Genomic DNA, 16,295 nt, shown 5'->3' with positions numbered 1-16,295 from the left:
GCCCCTGAAGGTACAGCGTGGATTTCAAGCAACTGGCACGGACTCTCCAACGTCGCTGGGTCACGATCGTGGCCATGTTGGTGGTCGCTCTCGGGATCGCCAGCCTCGTCTCCTTCGTCGTGATGGACACGCAGTACGAGTCGGAGGCGAAGATCTTCGTCTCCGCCGACTCGCAGTCGATCACCGAGACCGTGGGCGCCTCCTACTTCGTGCAGACCCGGATCACCTCCTACGCCGAGCTCGCCGACCACGAGCAGGTGCTCAGGCAGGTCGCCGCGAAGCTCGGCGACAACGCCCCCGACGACCTCGCTGGAGCCGTGAGCGCCGAGGCCGAGGCGACCTCGGTGATCCTCACGGTGAAGGCCCACGCCGACACCCCCGAACTGGCCCAGCAGATCGCGGCCGCTGAGTCCGAGGTGCTGGCCGAGTACATCCGCGAGATCGAGACGCCCCGCGGCCAGGAGCGCTCGCAGATCACCACCACGATCACCAACGAGGCGACGTACGACGACAAGCCGTCCAGCCCGAAGTTGCTGCTCAACTTCGCCGCGGCCGGTGTGATCGGCCTGTTGCTCGGCATCGCGCTCGCCATCGTGCGCGACATCCTGGATCACACGCTGAAGTCCTTCGAGGACGTCTCCCGGGTGGCAGGCGCGCCGGTCATGGCAAGCGTCGCCTTCGACAAGTCGGTGCAGCGCCAACCACTGCTGAGCGACGTCCACGGCTTCTCGCCCCGCGCGGAGGCGTTCCGGCTGCTGCGCACCAACCTGCAGTACCTCGACCTCGACGAGCAGCCCAAGTGCCTGGTGATCTCCAGCCCGGTGCCTGGCGAAGGCAAGACCAGCACGTCGACCAACCTCGCCGTGGCGCTCGCCCAGGCAGGCAAACGGGTCCTGCTTCTCGACGGCGACCTGCGGCGTCCCCGGATCGCCGACCTTCTCGGCCTCGAGTCGCGGGTCGGCCTGACCACGGTGCTGGTCGGCAAGTCGACGCTGGCGGAGAGCATCCAGATCCACCAGCCCACCGGACTGTCGTTCCTCGCCGGTGGTCCGATCCCACCCAACCCGACCGAGGTGCTCCAGGCCGCCGCCACCCGCGCGCTGATCCAGCGGGTGCGGGAGATGTACGACATCGTGATCATCGATGCGCCACCGCTGCTGCCGGTCGCCGACGCCGCGATCCTCGCCCACGCCGCCGACGGCGCACTGCTGATCTGCCGACACGGCAAGACCACCGAGGAAGAGCTGGCCGGCGCCGCCGCGCGCTTCGAGACCGTCGGGGCCCGCCTCTTCGGCGTCGTGGTCAACATGGTGCCGCGTCGGGCCCGCGAGGGTTACAGCTATTACTACTACGAGGACGAGCAGCTGCTGAACCTCAGCGACAAGAAGTAGGCCGGAGCCGACGTGCGTCTGCTCGGCCGGCTCCTCGGCGCCGCCTTCCCCTGGGCCCTGGCCATCGTGCTGACCGCGGCCCTGCTGCTGGTGGCTCGGGACTCGCTGGTCCTGTGCGTCCTGGGCATCGTCGCAGCCCTCGTGATCTGTGTGATCGTGATCGCCGGGCCGGAGCGCGCAGGGGTCGGCTTCGTCGTGCTCGGCACGATGCTCGCACCGATGAGCGCGCTGGTGGTGCCGGGGGCGACCTTCGTCACCGGCACCGACCTCTTCTACTCGGTCGGCTTCCTGCTGCTGCTGCCCACGATCCTCCAACGCAACGTGCACCTGCCACCGGGCTTCTCGGTCACCGCGTTGCTCTGCCTCGGCATCGGCTTGGTCGCGTCCATGGCCGCCGACGACCCACTGACCAGCCTCAACTTCCAGGCCCGCTTCGTGGCCGGCGTCCTCATCCTGCCGCTCGTCTTCATGCTGTGGCGCCCCAACCTGCGCATCGTGCAGGCTCTCGCGACGGCGTACGTGCTCGGCATGATGATCAGCCTGGTCGGCGGCGTCGCCCGCGGGGACCGGCCCGGCGGGCGCTTCATCGGCTTCACCGAGCACCCCAACGTCTACGGCCTGACCGGCCTCTTCGCCACCGGCCTGATCGTCTTCATGATCAGTCAGGTCAAGCCGATCTGGCACTGGGCCTGGTACCTGGCCGGGGCGGCCTCCCTCGGCGTGGTGTGGTTCAGCGGCAGCCGGGCGGCCCTGGTGGTCGCCGGCGCGCTCGCCCTGGCCTTCCCGGTCGTGGAGCGGTCGGCGAAGGCCGCCGGGTGGCTGATCGGCAGCGCTGCCGCGCTGCTGGTCGTCGCCGACCGGATCCCGATGGGGAGCGGATCTGCCCTCGACCGACTGCTCGGCGGCGAGGTGTCGAGCAACTCCGACCTGGCCCGGGAGCAGCTCTTCCGGCACTACTGGGACGGCTTCCTCCAGCGTCCGTTCATCGGCCACGGGTTCGAGGAGTCGGTGCTCGGTCACAACGTCTATCTCCAGATGGCCTTCGCGATGGGGGTCTTCGGCCTGGCCGCGTTCCTCGCCCTGATCGGCGCGGCCGCCCTGCAGCTGCTGCTCGCCCCCAAACCGCTCAACCGCCTCGCCTATCCCGCGGTCAGCTATGCCATGGTCGCGCCCCTGACCAGCGTCGTCTGGGATCGCTACATCTGGGTGCCGATCGCGCTGGCCTTCGTTCTCTCCGCCGATGTCCTGCGGGTCCGCGGCGGCGAGCCGGGAGACCTGGTGCCCGGCCCCGAGCCGGAGCCCGCGACGGCGGGGGGCAAGCGCCGAGCCGACCGGCCGGTCGACTCACCCACGCAGACCCCGATCTTCGCCCCACCACTCCTGCGTCCGAGGCGATAGTGTCGCGCAGGGACGAGTGCTGGGTACGCTGAGGCGGTTTCGGCGCACTTCCGCCGAACCCGGAGAAGTAGACGGTGCAGGAGATCGACGGTGACAGCCACCCACGCAACGATCGCGGCTCCGACCTGCCCTGGCTGCGGGTCGAGCCAGGTTGCCCAGCACCCCACCTCACTCAGCTCCGGCCGCACCGTGGTCACCTGCCGCGCGTGCCGCCTCCGGTTCTGGGCCGAGCGTGACCAGTTCGTCTCGACCCAGCACGCCTCCGACACCGACGCCGCCGCCCGGCAGCAGCTCGCCTCCGAGTACAGCGGGTACGCCGATGGCAAGCGGATCGGGATCGTGGAGTCCGCCTGGAGCGACACCATCGCACGGCTCCGGGAGATGGCCAGCAGCACCGCCTCACCCCGGCTGTACGACGTCGGCGCCGGGGACGGTGCCTTCCTACGGCTGGCCGAGGAGTACGGCTTCGAGGTCGCCGGCAACGAGGTGCATGCCGGCGCCGTGCAGCTGGCGGCTGATCGCTACGGCTACGACCTGGCACTCGGCGACCTCTCCGAGCTCGACCTGGAGCCGGTGCACGACGCGCTGACCATGTGGTGCGTGCTGGTGCACACCGACGACGTCGACCAGACACTGCGCAACTGCCGGGCGCTGCTGCGGCCGGGCGGCACCATGTTCCTGCAGACACCGCACTGGACGGCGGCCGACGAGATCGCGCTCTCGCTGCTTCGGGCCACCCGCGGCCGGGTCTCTCGGGTGGTCGATCGCCGGGTCGCCTCCCACCACTGGCAGCTGCACACCAAGCGGAGCATGCAGGTGCTGTTGGAACGTCACGGCTTCGATGTCGTCGAGATCCGGCCTCGTGCCCGCTACAGCCTCAACTCGACCCTCTACATGCAGTCGCTCGGGGTGCCGGTGCCGTTGGCGCGGCGTACCAGTCGGGTGGTGGATCTGGCGATCAAGTACGGGCCGGTCCCGCGGATCGTGCTCGACGTCTACGCCCGCAAGCGCTGAGCGGTACCCGGTGCACATGCACCCGTTAGCCGATCGCTTCTTCTCAACTGCGTGACATCGGGTGCATGTGCACCCGGGCCGCGACCGCCTCGCCGGCCGAGTCAGCCCTGTGGAAAGACTCCGCACCGCACCCGCAGCACGGTGCATCCTCGGAGCATGCGCAACTCTTCGCCACGCGGCCAGAGCTCGGAGTTCGATCCACGGCAACCGTTCGTGCGCGCCGAGGCGCTGCGCGCTGGGGTGCCGTTGCACCACCTGAAGTCGTCGCGCTACAAGCAGCTGCTACGCGGAGTGCACGTCGCTGCAGAGGCGACGGTCACCGACGAGCTGATGGCGCGCGCCGCCCTGAAGGTGTTCGGCCCGGGGGAAAGCCACCTGAGCCATGCCAGCGCGGCGCGCCTGCATGGCCTACCGATTCCGCGCCTGCCCGATGAGCATGTGAGCGTCTCCGAGCCGAACCAACGGCGGCGACGCAGCGGATTGATCTGCCACGTCGCACCTCGCGCGTCGGTCATGGAGCTGCACGGCCTGCCGGTCTCCTCACCCGAGCGCACCTTCGCCGAACTCGCCTCGATGCTGACCTTGGTGGAGCTTGTCATCGTCGGCGATCACTTGGTGCGGCACAGCCTAAGCACCCGCACACGCCTGGAGCTGCTGTCGCGAAACTCCCCGCTCCCGGGCCGCTCCCACGCCCGCGCAGCTGCGGCGTTGGTGCGAGACAGAGTTGACTCTCCCTTGGAGAGGAAGCTTCGGCTCCTCCTCGTCCTCGCCGGACTCCCCGAGCCCGTCACCAACTACGAGCTCCGCAGCACCACCGGCGAGCTACGGCGCCGCCACGACCTTGCCCTCCCCGACCAGCGGCTCGCCTTCGAAGCGCAGGGACGTCACCATATCGAGGTGGCGGCGAACTGGGAGAAGGACCTTGACCGGCTGGAGGAGAGCAATATCGACGGCTGGCGCACTGTCCAGGTCACCAGCAAGAACCTGCACCGAACCCCGAGCCGCGTCGTCACGACAGCCTGGCGTGCCATGAAACAATGCGGAGTGCCCGGGGTCCCCGCACGCCCCTCCGACCAGTGGCGCAAACACTTCGGCTGACCAGGCGATGCACATACACCCCTTGGTCGAGCCTTTCGCCCCGACTGCGATACGACGGGTGCATGTGCACCCGTCGGTTGCGTGCTGGCGCCCCGAAAAGCGCTGAGCGCGAGACCACCGTGGTGGTCTCGCGCTCAGCGGAGCCTCAGGCTCAGATCGCGATGGCGACCTCGGCAACCTGCCCGGTCTGCGCGAGCACCTTGCGGTCCACCACATCGGCCTTGGGGGCCAGGGTGCGCAGGGTCCACTCGCCGTCGCCGGCGAAGAACCGGAAGTGACCGGTGGCAGAGGTGGGCACCTCTGCGGTGAACTCTCCGGTACGGTCGAGCAGTCGCACGTAGGCGTTGCCGACCGGCTCGCCGCCCCGGGTCACCTGACCCTGGACGACGGCCTCCTTGGCCACGTTGACTCCGTCGAGCGACAGGCCGCCCTCAACCGCGCCGCACATGTCAGGCCTCCCCGGGCTCGTCGCCCAGGACGACCGGCACGCCGACGAGCGAGCCGTACTCGGTCCAGGAGCCGTCGTAGTTCTTGACGTTCTCCTGCCCGAGGAGCTCCTTGAGCACGAACCAGGTCAGCGAGGAGCGCTCGCCGATGCGGCACAGCGCGATCGTGTCCTTGCCCTCGTCGAAGCCGACCTCGGCGTACAGCGCCTTGAGCTCGTCGTCGGACTTGAAGGTGCCGTCGTCGTTGGCGTTCTTGCTCCACGGCACGTTGACCGAGGTGGGCACGTGACCGGCGCGCTGCGACTGCTCCTGCGGGAGGTGGGCCGGGGCAAGCAAGCGGCCGGCGTACTCGTCGGGGCTACGCACGTCGACGATGTTCTGCACGCCGATCGCGTTGACGACCTCGTCGCGGAAGGCGCGGATGGAGGAGTCCTGCTCCTGAGCGGTGTAGCTGGTCTTCTCGCGGGCCGGCAGCTCGTCGGTCAGCTCGCGGGAGTCGAGCTCCCACTTCTTGCGACCGCCGTCGAGAAGCTTGACGTCCTGGTGACCGTAGAGCTTGAAGTACCAGTAGGCGTAGGCGGCGAACCAGTTGTTGTTGCCGCCGTAGAGGACCACGGTGTCGTCGTTGCTGACGCCACGCTCGGAGAGGAGCGCCTCGAAGCCCGCCTTGTTGACGAAGTCACGACGGACCTGGTCCTGCAGGTCGGTGGTCCAGTCGAGCTTGATCGCCCCACGGATGTGGCCCTTGTCGTAGGCGGTGGTGTCTTCGTCCACCTCGATGACGACGATGCCCGGGGTGTTCAGGTTGTCCTCGACCCACTGGGCGCTGACGAGCACGTTCTCGCGGCTCATGGTTCCTCTTTCCTTGTTCCTTGTGACGTTTCAGTTGGTGGCGGCGACCCGCGGGGTCGTGAGTCGCTTGCCGATCAGATAGAGCTCGCAGCCCAGGCAGAAGCCGGTGACCGCGTTGAGGAGGGCGGCGACGAGAGCGAGGCCCACAGCGACCTGGCCGAGCAGGAGTACCCCGCCGAGATGGCCGATCAGGCCGACCACGGCGAAGGCGAGGCCCACGCTCTGCGCGAACCGCGGAGGCCGCGGGTCCTCGAGCGTCTCGGGCGCTGCCAGGCGCGGACGGATCACCGTACGGAACACCCAGGCCAGGGGCGTGTGCTGCACGCCACGCAGCGCGCCCCAGGCGAAGAGCACCGTCTGCACCGCGAGCAGCGCCGTGGCAGCACCGGTGGGCAGCAGGAGCACGGCGGCAAGCACCACCGTCGTGACCGCCGCGGTGAAGCGGGGGCCGCGCGGGTCGAGCCCATGCTGCTGGTTCATCGATCTCTCCGGTCCTGGCTTGGATGTCTTCCTCGCTGCCCTCACGGGGCACGGGACGCACCACCACGCAGACCGGCATGAGGCCGGCGCGGGCGCTGTCAGATCAGCGGCCGCAACGATTGCGGGGGAGGTCCCGTCAGGACATTCGACACAGCGCCGAGCGCGTGCGGCAGTGATCCACTGCGCGGCGCTTGGTCAGCATGGTCGTGAACATGTGGACCACGGTACATCCGGCACCGGAGGGCCAGAAATCGACGTCTCACATGACGAGACTAGTGATCACATCATGAGATGGACTCAGGGCATGCGGCAGCGCCGACGGCTCCAGCGAGCGCTACCGGCGTCACGTTTCGGCGATCAGCCCTGCGCGACCGAAGCCGGAAGCCGCCGCGGCGTGGCCCCCTCGCGCGTGCGATCACGCTGCCCGGGGATCTCGGCGACGATCGATGGGACCTCCTGCACGACACCCGGAAGCACCTCGGAGACGCTGGGCGCGACGGAGGCGAGGACCGGGGCCGCGAGCGGAGCGACGGGCACGACGACCGGGACGGCAGCAGGTGCCGGAGCCGGAGACACACCCACACTCACCGGCGCCGTGGCACCGGTGTAGCGCTCGACCAGCGCGATGACCTCCGCAGGCGTGAATCCCTTGCGGAGGCGCAGCACGACGAGCACGGTGTAGAGAAGGATCAGGAAGTCGAGCCGGAACGAGTAGTTGCGCTCCGCGCCACGACAGTAGGCGCCCTCGAGGGCGAGCCGGTCCTCGTCGGAGAGGAAGTCCCGGCCCACGAGCTGTGACGGGCCGGTGAGGCCGGCAGGGGTGACGAACCGATCCTCGGCGTCGGGGAACTCCTCGAGCAGGCAGTCGACCACGTTCTGCGGCAGCGGACGGTTGCCGACGATGCTCATCTCGCCGCGGAGTACGTGCCGGAACTGTGGCAGCTCGGTGAGCGCGACCTTCTCCAGCAGCCGACCGATGCCGGTGTAGAGCGGCGAGTCGCCCGGGATGTTGAGGAAGCGGGTGGAGCCGTCGACCGGCACCGTCTCGCGGTTGGCGATCTCGGCGGCGTTGCGCACCATCGTGCGGAACTTCACCACTTGGATGGCCGGCCCGGAGGAGACACGGCGGGTCGAGCGGTAGAAGACCGGTCGACCCTCCAGGACGAGCACGGCAAGCGCGGCGGTCAGTACCACCGGCACCCAGACCACGGCGCTCGCCAGGGTTACGAACAGGTCGAAGAATCGCTTCTTGCCCACTAACCCACTCCTGTGCTTGACGACGCTCTGGCAGTCCCCCGACTAATCCGCTCGCCCGGGCCTGCCGGTCAGGGCGACCGAGGCCACGCGAGCACCCCGGAACAGCAACCACATCCGCGCATCCAGCCCCACAGTTCGGACGAGCGGACCCGTGCTGTTGCATGCCTCAACGAGCCCTGCCAACTTTGGGTACGGCGTGTGGACAAAATCACTCAGACTTTTTTGTGCGTTCCGGTCGACAAGGCGCCCCGGGTGCAGCACCGAGACGTGCGCATCCCGCTCCGTCGCGATCGTCCTGACCCGCGCCTCGACCAGCGACTTCCAGCCGGCGTAGTAGCGCCTGTCCGGCGTCGGTGCGAGCACCAGCACCGTGGAGACCAGGACGACGTGCGCTCCGGGCGTGACCAGTCCGGCCAGATCGGCCAGCTCCTGCTCGACGGCGGACGGATCGACCCGGTCCTCGGACTGGACCGGTCCGAGGGCACAGACCCAGATGCGCGCCGCGGCGTCCCGGTCCGCGTCGCCGGCGAGCCGGATGCGGACGCCGGGGTCGGCTCCGTACTCCTGCTCGAGCGCGGCGACATCGCGATCGTGGCGGGCGATGACCACCACGGTCTCCCCTCGCGCCCGGGCACGGGCGACGAGCTCGCGACCCAGCCGAGTGCGGGGGCCGACGACGACCGGGGCGCCTCCGGCGTCCGGGCTCATCGGGCGACGCCGGCCAGGATCGCCTCGAACCGGTCGGCGATCTGCGGCAGCGCGAACTCCCGCTCCGCCAGGCGGCGCGCTGTCGTGCCCAGGTCGTCGCGGCCGATCGGGTCGTGAGCCAGCCGGGCCAGCCAGTCAGCGGCGACCGGAACCGACGCCGTCTGAGGCGGCAGCACCATGCCGCCGACCCGTTCGACGAGCGTCGCGGCGAGGTTCTCCTCCGGCATCAGGCCGAGCACAGGGCGCCCTGCGCACAGATAGGAGAGCGTCTTCGAGGGCACCGAGAAGGCGCCTGCATCCTGCTCCAGGAGCACCACCAGCACGTCGCCGCTGCCCAGCACCTCGGAGAGCCGTTCGTAGGGCTGGAAAGGCAGCAGGGTGATCTCTACGTCGAGCCGAGCCGCCTCGGCACGCAGCACCTCGGTGGCGGGGCCGGTGTTCACCACGACCAGCCTGCAGTCGGCACCCGCATCGCGTACGCCGCGGGCGAGCTGCACGAGCAGCGCCGGGTTGTGCTTGAGCCCGAGGGTGCCGGAGTAGAGCAGGGTGAAGGTGTCGGTGAGATGGTGCTCGACAGCCCAGTCGTTCTTGCGCTCGACAGGAACGATCTCGTCGACGGGAGCCCAGTTGGGAATCACGGTGACCTTGCCGGCCGTGCCCCACTCCTCGTGCACGCCGACGAGCGAGTCGGCGATCGCCACCACCGCAGCAGCACGGTGCGAGACCCAGCGTTCGGCCACGTCGAAGACCGAGGCGACGATCCGGAAGCCCCGCCCCAGCTTGGCCCCGGCGAAGGAGCGGATCGCAACGGCGTACACGTCCTGGTGCCACAGCACCCACGGCCGGCGCATCAGCATCATGCCCAGCGCGAAGACCACCAACGACGGGATCTGCGCGTTGGAGAGCATCGCCACGTCGGCGCGGGTACGGCGTACCTGCCGGAGCAGCGCCACACCCACCCACAGCTCCAGAAGGAGTCGCTTCAGGAAACGGTCCTTCTCGATCGGACTGGTCGGCCCGACCGGGTCGAAGACGAGCGTCTCCCCCGGCTCGGCCTCCAGGTGACCCTTGCCCGAGAGCCAGCCCGGGCAGAAGGAGTGCGTGACGTCGTGGCCGCGGCGGGCCAGCTCACGGCTGAGCTCCACCTGGAAGGGGTGCCCCGAATAGTCGTGGACGAGGATCTTCACGGCCGGCTCAGTACGCGCGCTCAGCCCAGCGAGCGCTTGACCTGGTCGTAGACCCACTCATAGGTCTGCGCCAGTCCGTCGGCCAGGGTGATCGACGGTGCCCACCCGTAGGTGTCGAGGATCTGGGTGTTGTCGGAGTTCCGGCCGCGCACGCCCTGGGGGGCGTCCAGCTGGTAGCTGCGCTCGCAGCGGATGCCCGCGATCTCCTCGACGATCGAGTAGAGCTGGTTGATGCTCACCAGTTCGTCGCTGCCGAGGTTGACCGGCTCGTTGCTGTCGCCGTGCAGGATCATCTGGGATCCCTTGACACAGTCGTCGATGTACATGAACGACCGGGTCTGCTCGCCGTCGCCCCAGATGTCGATCTTGTGCTCGCCGGTGATCACCGCGGTCGCGATCTTGCGGCAGACGGCGGCCGGTGCCTTCTCACGCCCACCGGTCCAGGTGCCGTGCGGGCCGTAGACGTTGTGGTAGCGAGCCACGCGCGAGGTGAGGCCGAAGTCCTCCTCGAAGTGGCGGGCCATCCGCTCGCTGAAGAGCTTCTCCCAGCCGTAGCCGTCCTCGGGCATCGCCGGGTAGGCGTCAGCCTCCTTGAGAGCGGTGATGTTGGTGTCGGTCTGCTTGTCGGCCGCGTAGACGCAGGCGCTCGAGGAGTAGAAGTAGCGCTCGACCTGGTGCTCGCGGGCGGCCTGGAGCATGTGGGTGCTGGTGAGCACGGTGAGCATGCAGAGCGCCTTGTTGTTCTCGATGAAGCCCATGCCGCCCATGTCTGCAGCCAGCATGTAAACGTGCTTGGCGCCCGCCGTGTGGGTCATCGCGTTGTCGAGCAGCGAGAGGTCGGCGACCTGGTTCTCCGCATCGGGGTGTACCTGGTACCACTCGCTCGTCGGCTTCACGTCGACGGATCGCACGCTCAGCCCCTGCTTGAGCAGGTCCGCCACCAGATGGCCACCGATGAAACCGCCACCACCGGCCACGAGAACGTCGACGTCCGCCATCCTTCAGCACTCCTTCAGACCGCCGGCGCCCCTCAGCGCCGGTCACGGAATGTGAACGACGCAACAAACGCTTGGTCACGCCCGAAGGAGTGGGATCAGCGGCGCGCCTCGATGAAGAAGCTCTCCTCGCGGGTCTCGATCTCGGCAAGATCGGGGAGCGCACCCTCGTGGTAACCATGGTCGGTCACGGCGTCGGCAGAGAAACCCGCCTCGACGAGCATCGCTCGGACCAGGCCCCGGGTCGGCTGCCACCGGTGGATGTGGCCACCGATCTTGAAGGTCAGCGCGCGCTTGCCGGTTGGCCGGTCGTCAGGGTGTGCGCCCAGACGGGCGTGGTAGCGGCGGCCGGCTTCACCCGAGGGGTCGTTACCGGCCTCCACCAGCTCCCGCGCCCAGGCCTCGCCGTCGGGCAGTGCCAGGCGCAGCACCCCACCGGGTCGCAGCACCCGGTGGCACTCGCGCAGGATCTGGTCCGCCTCGCTGATGTAGATGTGCTCGAGGAAGTGGGAGGAGTAGATGGCGTCCACCGCCCCGTCCTCGACAGGGAGGCGAGCCGTCAGGTCCTGCCGCACGATGTGCGGCTCCCACGCCACCAGGTGGTGGTCGTTGATCAGACCGATCCGGCGCAGCGCCCGCGCCGCTCGCGGCACCCGGCTCAACAGCATCGTGGGCGACCGGTCCAGGTTGACCCAGCTCTGCGGACCGTGGGGACCGGAGCCGAGATTCAGCTTGAGCGGACGTTGCGCGAAGGCACGATCACGGGCAGACATGCGCGCATTAGATCACGCAGCTCCGACCGGCAGTGGGCAGAACGACCAACAACGGACACCAGCGGCTCCCGATTCCCTACACTCCTCGCCATGGTCCGGCTCCCGGCGCCGCTGCGCCCGCTCTTTCCCTACCTCAAGCCGGCGTACGTCGGCATGACCGGCCTGGTCGCCCCGGTCACCCAGCGCCTCTCCCGCTCCCGTGGCGGCTTCCTGCCCACCGGCTTCGGCACCCTGGCCGAGGCCGCAGTGGCCACCGATGGCCGCTATGCCGTCGCCCGGCCCGCCGAGCGTGTGGAGCGGCCGCCGCTGCGCGGCGTACCGGCCGGGATGCCTCTGTTGGACCCCAGCGACGGACAGGCGTTCGCCACGGTCGGGGTGGCCGAGCTGCCCGGCGGCCGGGTGCTCGGCCCGCACCATGCGGTGATCTCCGCGGGCAACCAGCTCGTCCAGGACGTCAGTTGGTACTTCGGCACCCGCCGCCCGCGGCAGCATCCGGTCTTCCTCAACCCACGCCCGGCACCTCCCCTGGAGGTCGACGGGCGGCTCGGCGTGCTCACGGCACGCGGAGACGCGAACTACTACCACTACCTGATGGACGTCGTGACCAAGCTCGGCGTGCTGGAGCAGGCGCCTGCGATCGCAGCACCGACGCGCTGGTACGCCTCTGTCGGCGGCCCGCCGTTCCAGCGGGAGCTCCTGGAGTTGGCGGGCCTCGATCTGGGGTGCGTGATCGACGCCCACGAGCATCCCCACGTCCGCGCGGAGACGCTGGTGGTGCCGGCACCACCGGAGATGACCGAGAAGAACCCGCCGTGGGCGGTCACCTGGCTGCGCGAGCGGCTGCTCCCGCGCGTCGACACCGACGGCCCGCCACAACGGATCTACGTCACCCGCGGGGCGTCGGCCAACAACCGCACCGTGCTCAACGACGACGAGGTGGTCGCACTGCTGCGCGAGCACGGATTCGTCGCCGTCGACCCCGGCACCCTGTCGGTGCGCGAGCAGATCCGCACCTTCGCCACCGCCGAGGCAATTGTTGCGACGCACGGCGCGGCGTTGGCCAACCTGGTCTTCGCCAGCCCCGGATCGACCGTGATCGAGCTCTTCCCCGAAGGCTGCCTGCTGCCCGACTACTGGCGTCTCGCCTCCGGAGTGCCCGGCCTCGACTACCGCTACCTCTCTGCCCCAGGCAAGCCGCCACGGCTCGGTCGCGGCGCGGCGATCGTCCGCGACATCCGGGTCGACGTGCCGGCGTTGCGGCAGATGCTGGAGGACCTCGGCTGATCCGGCATAGCGCTCTGCCGGGCGTCGCGGAGGCACTACGATCCGGGCCATGCCGACTACGCTCCTCATCGAGCCCGACCTCACCGGGCATCGCTTCCAGGCGGTCGCCCACGTCGCCCAGCGTGCCCACGACGCGGGAGACCGGGTGGTGCTGCTGACCTCGCGAGGAGCAAGCACGAGCGAGGCATTCACCGTCTACCTCTCCGACGCTCCGATCGAGGCGACCGAGGTCTACGACGAGATCCACCCGCCGACGGCGGTGATGCTCGAGGCGATCGTGGACCGCTGCCGCGAAGGCGACGTCGAGACGATCGTGGTGATGGACGCCGACCAGAGCCTGAAGCGTTGGTGGCTCCTGGCGCCGCGTGCCTTCCGCGGACTGAGCAAGCGACCGCGGGTGATCTTCTTCCTCACCCGCTACCCCGCCCGGGTGCCGCTCCTCGACCGCACGCAGTGGAAGCTGCGGATCACCAAGTCGGTGCTGTCGGTGGTCACCATGTCCACCCGCACCCTGCACCGGGTCGCCGGCTTCGCCGGGCGCGACGACATGCACAAGGGCTGGGTCGTGCGCCGGGCCCGCGACCCCGAGGTCTGCGGTGCCCACTCCCGCGACCGTACGGCGCTGCGCGCGGAGCTCGAACTGCCTGCGGACCGCAAGCTGGTCGGCATCTTCGGCCTGATCTCGGAGCGCAAGAACGCGAAACTGGTCTTCGAGGCGATGGAGTCCGCCGGCATCGACGCCGACCTGCTGCTGGCCGGCTCCATCCAGCCGGAGGTCAAGGCGTGGATCGAGTCGCTGACGCCCGAGCAGCGCCAGCACGTGATCACCTTCGACGGGTTCCTGGACAACGCCCTGCTCGACAAGCTGGTCGCCGCCGTCGACGTGGCGCCGATCGCGCTCACCAACAACGGGCCGAGTGGGATCATGGGGAAGGCGCTTGCCGCCGATGTGCCGGTCGTCTCGGCAGGCTCCCGGGTCCGAGCCCGAGAGCTCGCTGCCACCGGCGGCGGGGAGCTTGCCGACCTGGAGCCGGCCAGCCTGGCCGCCGCGATCCGGCGGGTGCTCGACCGCCCGACCGGCAGCAGTCCGACCCGCAACGTGCCGCCGGCGACCGCCGACGAGTTCGCCCGCGTGGTGTTGGGGCGCTGAGCCAACGTCCCGCAGCGACTCACTCCTGGTCGTCGAGCACCTTGATCGGGCCTCCCGCGCGCTCGCGCCGGTTGGAGTAGATCAGGATCGGGACGACCTGGATGGTCGTGCTGACGATGAGCAGCGACAGCAGCGGTCCGATCGCTCCGAACTCCCGGGAGAGGAAGATCGAGACGATGACGTTGGTCGGGAGGGTCAACAGCGCGCAGCCGGCGACGAAGCGCGCGCCGACCGGGTCGACCATCGTCATCGAGAGCGGGAACGCCACCGCCATCAACAGCAGTGCGAGTGCCGCGACCACGGGGAGCGTGTAGCCGAGATCGACCTCGTCGCCGCCGATCAGGTGACCGATCGGGTCGGCCAGCGCCACGAAGACGATGCAGCACAGCAGGGTGCCGAGGCCGAAGGCGAGGAAGATCTTGGTCATCGCGGGTCCGGCCTGGCCCCGCGCCCGAGCGGCGGTGATCATCGGCCACAAGGGCTGCGCCGTCGCGATGATGAGCGCGATGATCGGCGCGGCCAGCTGCAGCACCACCGAGTAGTCGGCGACCGCCTCCGGGGTGGACACGTGGCTGAGCACGATGCGATCGCTCCAGAACGTGACCGGCACGCACAGCGACGTGATCAGCATCGGCCCGGAGAGCGACCGGATGCGTGCCCCGGCGTACTGGCGGCGCCACGGGAGCTCGCGGAGCACCCGCAGCCAGGGGAACCCGACCGTGCGGGCGCTCACCACCACCGTGGCGATGTTGACCACCAGCATGGCGAGCGGAGGCACCAGCAGCACCCAGTCGGCCGCCAGGTCGCCGACGATGAGGACCCCCACGAGCAGCAGGCTCATCGGGGCGAGGAACCAGCCGACGACGATCGCGACGTGGTTGCGGTCGGCACCCAGCAGGACGCTCGGCGCCAGTCCCGGTACGAAGGTCGCCGCGAAGACGACCAGAGCCGCGGCGGTGAACCAGTTCCCACCCGCCGCGTCGCCGAGGATCTCGGGCCACATGCCCAGCGCTCCGAAGACCAGGGCGACGACGCTGAGTCCCAGGGCGGAGAGGCTCAGCACCCGGGACGCGGTGAGCGCAGCTCCCACCGCATGCTCGTCGTGCGGGCCGCGAGCGGCGATCGCCTGCGTCAACGAGGCGCCCATGCCGAGGTTGTTGAGCGGGATCAGCGCCATCATCGCGATGACCAGGGCATAGGCGTTGAAGGCGTCCATGCCGTAGTGGTCGAAGATCAGTCGGCTCGCCAGCAGGGTGGCGATCGCCTGCGGGATCAGGCCGAAGAGCCGGAAGGCACCGCTGAGAATCAGCGACCGTGCCCCCGATCCCTGGGTCGGCGCTTCGTCGGCGGCGATCTCGGTGGCGTCGTAGGTCCCGGAGCCCTGCTCTGCCTGGGTCATTCCTGGACGATCCCCCAACGCGCACGCGGCATTTCTAGCGCCTCGGGCCAGGCGAGCACCGCCTCGCCATGGCCGCGGAGCACCTCCTGCAACAGGTCGACCGGCTCCGCGAAATCGGATGGCTCGAGCGGCTCGTGGATCTGGATCCAGGCACCGCCCTCGTCGCGGCGGTGGGTCGCCAGCACCACCTGGCTATTGGTGCGGCTCGCCATCAGGGCCGTGCCGAACGAGGCCAGGACCCGGCGACCGAGGAAGTCGACCTCGGTGTGGCCGGGGACGTCGGGGGCGATCGCCAGGATCCTGCCCGGCTGCAGGTGGGCCTGGATCTGCGCCGCCCCGCCCTCGGCGGGGATGACGGTGCCGCCCAGGCGGATCACCTTCGTGTGCTGCTTGTAGGCCGTGAGCGTGTTGCGAGCGAGGATCAGCGGCGAGGTGAGGATCTCCAGCTCCACGCCCACCCGGCGCAACGAGCCGAAGAGACCGTCGTACCGGTTGTGGTGCATGAAGCTGAGGATGATGCTGCGGGACGGGTCCCGGCGGCTGGTGAGCCACTCCGCCCCCCTGACTTCCTGGTTGGTGACCAGCTCGGGGTGCCAGCGCAGGTAGCTGCGCGTCAGCGAGTGCTCAGCGAAGCCACGCGCCAGCGCGGGTGCCTCGTCGGCACGGTCGGTGAACTCCAGCAGGTAGCGCATCTGGCCCTCCTGCTGCTCGCGGAAGGCGTCGATCGTCCACACCTGGTCGAGGCGACGCTGCACCACGCTGGAGATCTTGCTCGCCGGCACCAGCCGGCGGGCGTACTCACGCTTGTCGAGGAGCTTGAGAGCGAGATTGGGTGCCTGCAACTGAGCCTGCATGGTCGAGAC

At 69.3% G+C, this 16,295-nt stretch carries 16 protein-coding genes; 6 read left to right on the top strand and 10 right to left on the bottom strand.

All coding sequences use genetic code 11. The features are described from left to right. Positions 1-17 precede the first annotated feature (17 nt). From DNK54_RS18670 to DNK54_RS18655, 4 genes are all read left to right on the top strand, one after another. On the top strand, positions 18-1,391 hold the full coding sequence (locus DNK54_RS18670) for a tyrosine-protein kinase domain-containing protein (RefSeq protein ID WP_110208515.1): 1,374 nt from the start codon (positions 18-20) through the stop codon (positions 1,389-1,391). Positions 1,392-1,403: 12 nt separating this feature from the next. After that, complete coding sequence (locus tag DNK54_RS18665; protein WP_110208514.1) at positions 1,404-2,789, top strand: O-antigen ligase family protein; 1,386 nt, start codon at positions 1,404-1,406, stop codon at positions 2,787-2,789. A 90-nt stretch (positions 2,790-2,879) separates the two neighbouring features. Further along, entirely contained in the window at positions 2,880-3,803 is a 924-nt protein-coding gene (locus DNK54_RS18660; RefSeq protein ID WP_110208513.1) for a class I SAM-dependent methyltransferase, read from the top strand. 156 nt (positions 3,804-3,959) lie between these two features. After that, positions 3,960-4,901: a hypothetical protein gene (locus DNK54_RS18655; protein ID WP_110208512.1), complete on the top strand. Its 942-nt coding sequence runs from the start codon at positions 3,960-3,962 to the stop codon at positions 4,899-4,901. Positions 4,902-5,052: 151 nt separating this feature from the next. Here DNK54_RS18655 and DNK54_RS18650 read toward each other — a convergent pair whose 3' ends face one another. The 8 genes from DNK54_RS18650 to DNK54_RS18615 form a co-directional block, all read right to left on the bottom strand. Further along, positions 5,053-5,349: a DUF1416 domain-containing protein gene (locus DNK54_RS18650; RefSeq protein ID WP_110208511.1), complete on the bottom strand. Its 297-nt coding sequence runs from the start codon at positions 5,347-5,349 to the stop codon at positions 5,053-5,055. 1 nt (position 5,350) lies between these two features. Next, positions 5,351-6,199 carry a sulfurtransferase gene (locus DNK54_RS18645; protein ID WP_110208510.1) on the bottom strand — a complete coding sequence of 283 codons (849 nt, stop codon included), beginning with the start codon at positions 6,197-6,199 and terminating at the stop codon, positions 5,351-5,353. Between the two features lie 30 nt (positions 6,200-6,229). Then, positions 6,230-6,679, bottom strand: a complete 450-nt coding sequence (locus tag DNK54_RS18640; RefSeq protein ID WP_110208509.1) for a DUF4395 domain-containing protein — start codon at positions 6,677-6,679, stop codon at positions 6,230-6,232. A 357-nt stretch (positions 6,680-7,036) separates the two neighbouring features. Next, positions 7,037-7,936 (bottom strand): sugar transferase, encoded by a 900-nt coding sequence (locus DNK54_RS18635; RefSeq protein WP_110208508.1) that lies wholly within the window; start codon positions 7,934-7,936, stop codon positions 7,037-7,039. A 42-nt stretch (positions 7,937-7,978) separates the two neighbouring features. Then, complete coding sequence (locus DNK54_RS18630; RefSeq protein WP_110208507.1) at positions 7,979-8,644, bottom strand: hypothetical protein; 666 nt, start codon at positions 8,642-8,644, stop codon at positions 7,979-7,981. Then, complete coding sequence (locus DNK54_RS18625; protein ID WP_110208506.1) at positions 8,641-9,831, bottom strand: glycosyltransferase family 4 protein; 1,191 nt, start codon at positions 9,829-9,831, stop codon at positions 8,641-8,643. Before DNK54_RS18625 ends, DNK54_RS18630 begins: the two co-directional genes overlap by 4 nt. Positions 9,832-9,851: 20 nt before the next feature. After that, positions 9,852-10,829, bottom strand: coding sequence for an NAD-dependent epimerase/dehydratase family protein (locus DNK54_RS18620; protein WP_110208505.1), 978 nt, complete (start codon positions 10,827-10,829; stop codon positions 9,852-9,854). Between the two features lie 95 nt (positions 10,830-10,924). After that, a complete protein-coding gene (locus tag DNK54_RS18615; RefSeq protein WP_110208504.1) occupies positions 10,925-11,599 on the bottom strand; it encodes a class I SAM-dependent methyltransferase in 675 nt (224 codons plus the stop codon). Between the two features lie 90 nt (positions 11,600-11,689). On the opposite strand from DNK54_RS18615, the gene DNK54_RS18610 reads away from it, so the two are divergent. Both DNK54_RS18610 and DNK54_RS18605 read left to right on the top strand, forming a co-directional pair. Continuing rightward, on the top strand, positions 11,690-12,883 hold the full coding sequence (locus DNK54_RS18610) for a glycosyltransferase family 61 protein (RefSeq protein ID WP_110208503.1): 1,194 nt from the start codon (positions 11,690-11,692) through the stop codon (positions 12,881-12,883). Between the two features lie 49 nt (positions 12,884-12,932). Then, positions 12,933-14,033, top strand: coding sequence for a glycosyltransferase (locus tag DNK54_RS18605; protein WP_110208502.1), 1,101 nt, complete (start codon positions 12,933-12,935; stop codon positions 14,031-14,033). Positions 14,034-14,052: 19 nt separating this feature from the next. Here the strand turns inward: DNK54_RS18605 and DNK54_RS18600 are convergent, their stop codons facing one another. After that, entirely contained in the window at positions 14,053-15,432 is a 1,380-nt protein-coding gene (locus DNK54_RS18600; protein ID WP_110208501.1) for a lipopolysaccharide biosynthesis protein, read from the bottom strand. Beyond that, positions 15,429-16,286: an LpxL/LpxP family acyltransferase gene (locus tag DNK54_RS18595; protein WP_110208500.1), complete on the bottom strand. Its 858-nt coding sequence runs from the start codon at positions 16,284-16,286 to the stop codon at positions 15,429-15,431. The genes DNK54_RS18600 and DNK54_RS18595 overlap by 4 nt, the downstream gene beginning before the upstream one ends. Between the last annotated feature and the right edge of the window lie 9 nt (positions 16,287-16,295).

It is taken from the genome of Nocardioides daejeonensis, from assembly GCF_003194585.1.
GTDB classification, from domain to species: Bacteria; Actinomycetota; Actinomycetes; order Propionibacteriales; family Nocardioidaceae; genus Nocardioides; species Nocardioides daejeonensis.
This window is presented reverse-complemented; position numbering and strand designations above follow the sequence as displayed.

Excerpts from the sequence above, each read along its gene's own strand:
- DNK54_RS18650 (WP_110208511.1), bottom strand. The coding sequence starts at position 5,349 with ATGTGCGGCGCGGTTGAGGGCGGCCTGTCGCTCGACGGAGTCAACGTG.
- DNK54_RS18630 (WP_110208507.1), bottom strand. The coding sequence starts at position 8,644 with ATGAGCCCGGACGCCGGAGGCGCCCCGGTCGTCGTCGGCCCCCGCACT.
- DNK54_RS18615 (WP_110208504.1), bottom strand. The coding sequence starts at position 11,599 with ATGTCTGCCCGTGATCGTGCCTTCGCGCAACGTCCGCTCAAGCTGAAT.
- DNK54_RS18600 (WP_110208501.1), bottom strand. The coding sequence starts at position 15,432 with ATGACCCAGGCAGAGCAGGGCTCCGGGACCTACGACGCCACCGAGATC.
- DNK54_RS18645 (WP_110208510.1), bottom strand. The coding sequence starts at position 6,199 with ATGAGCCGCGAGAACGTGCTCGTCAGCGCCCAGTGGGTCGAGGACAAC.
- DNK54_RS18605 (WP_110208502.1), top strand. The coding sequence starts at position 12,933 with ATGCCGACTACGCTCCTCATCGAGCCCGACCTCACCGGGCATCGCTTC.
- DNK54_RS18610 (WP_110208503.1), top strand. The coding sequence starts at position 11,690 with ATGGTCCGGCTCCCGGCGCCGCTGCGCCCGCTCTTTCCCTACCTCAAG.
- DNK54_RS18655 (WP_110208512.1), top strand. The coding sequence starts at position 3,960 with ATGCGCAACTCTTCGCCACGCGGCCAGAGCTCGGAGTTCGATCCACGG.
- DNK54_RS18620 (WP_110208505.1), bottom strand. The coding sequence starts at position 10,829 with ATGGCGGACGTCGACGTTCTCGTGGCCGGTGGTGGCGGTTTCATCGGT.
- DNK54_RS18640 (WP_110208509.1), bottom strand. The coding sequence starts at position 6,679 with ATGAACCAGCAGCATGGGCTCGACCCGCGCGGCCCCCGCTTCACCGCG.
- DNK54_RS18595 (WP_110208500.1), bottom strand. The coding sequence starts at position 16,286 with ATGCAGGCTCAGTTGCAGGCACCCAATCTCGCTCTCAAGCTCCTCGAC.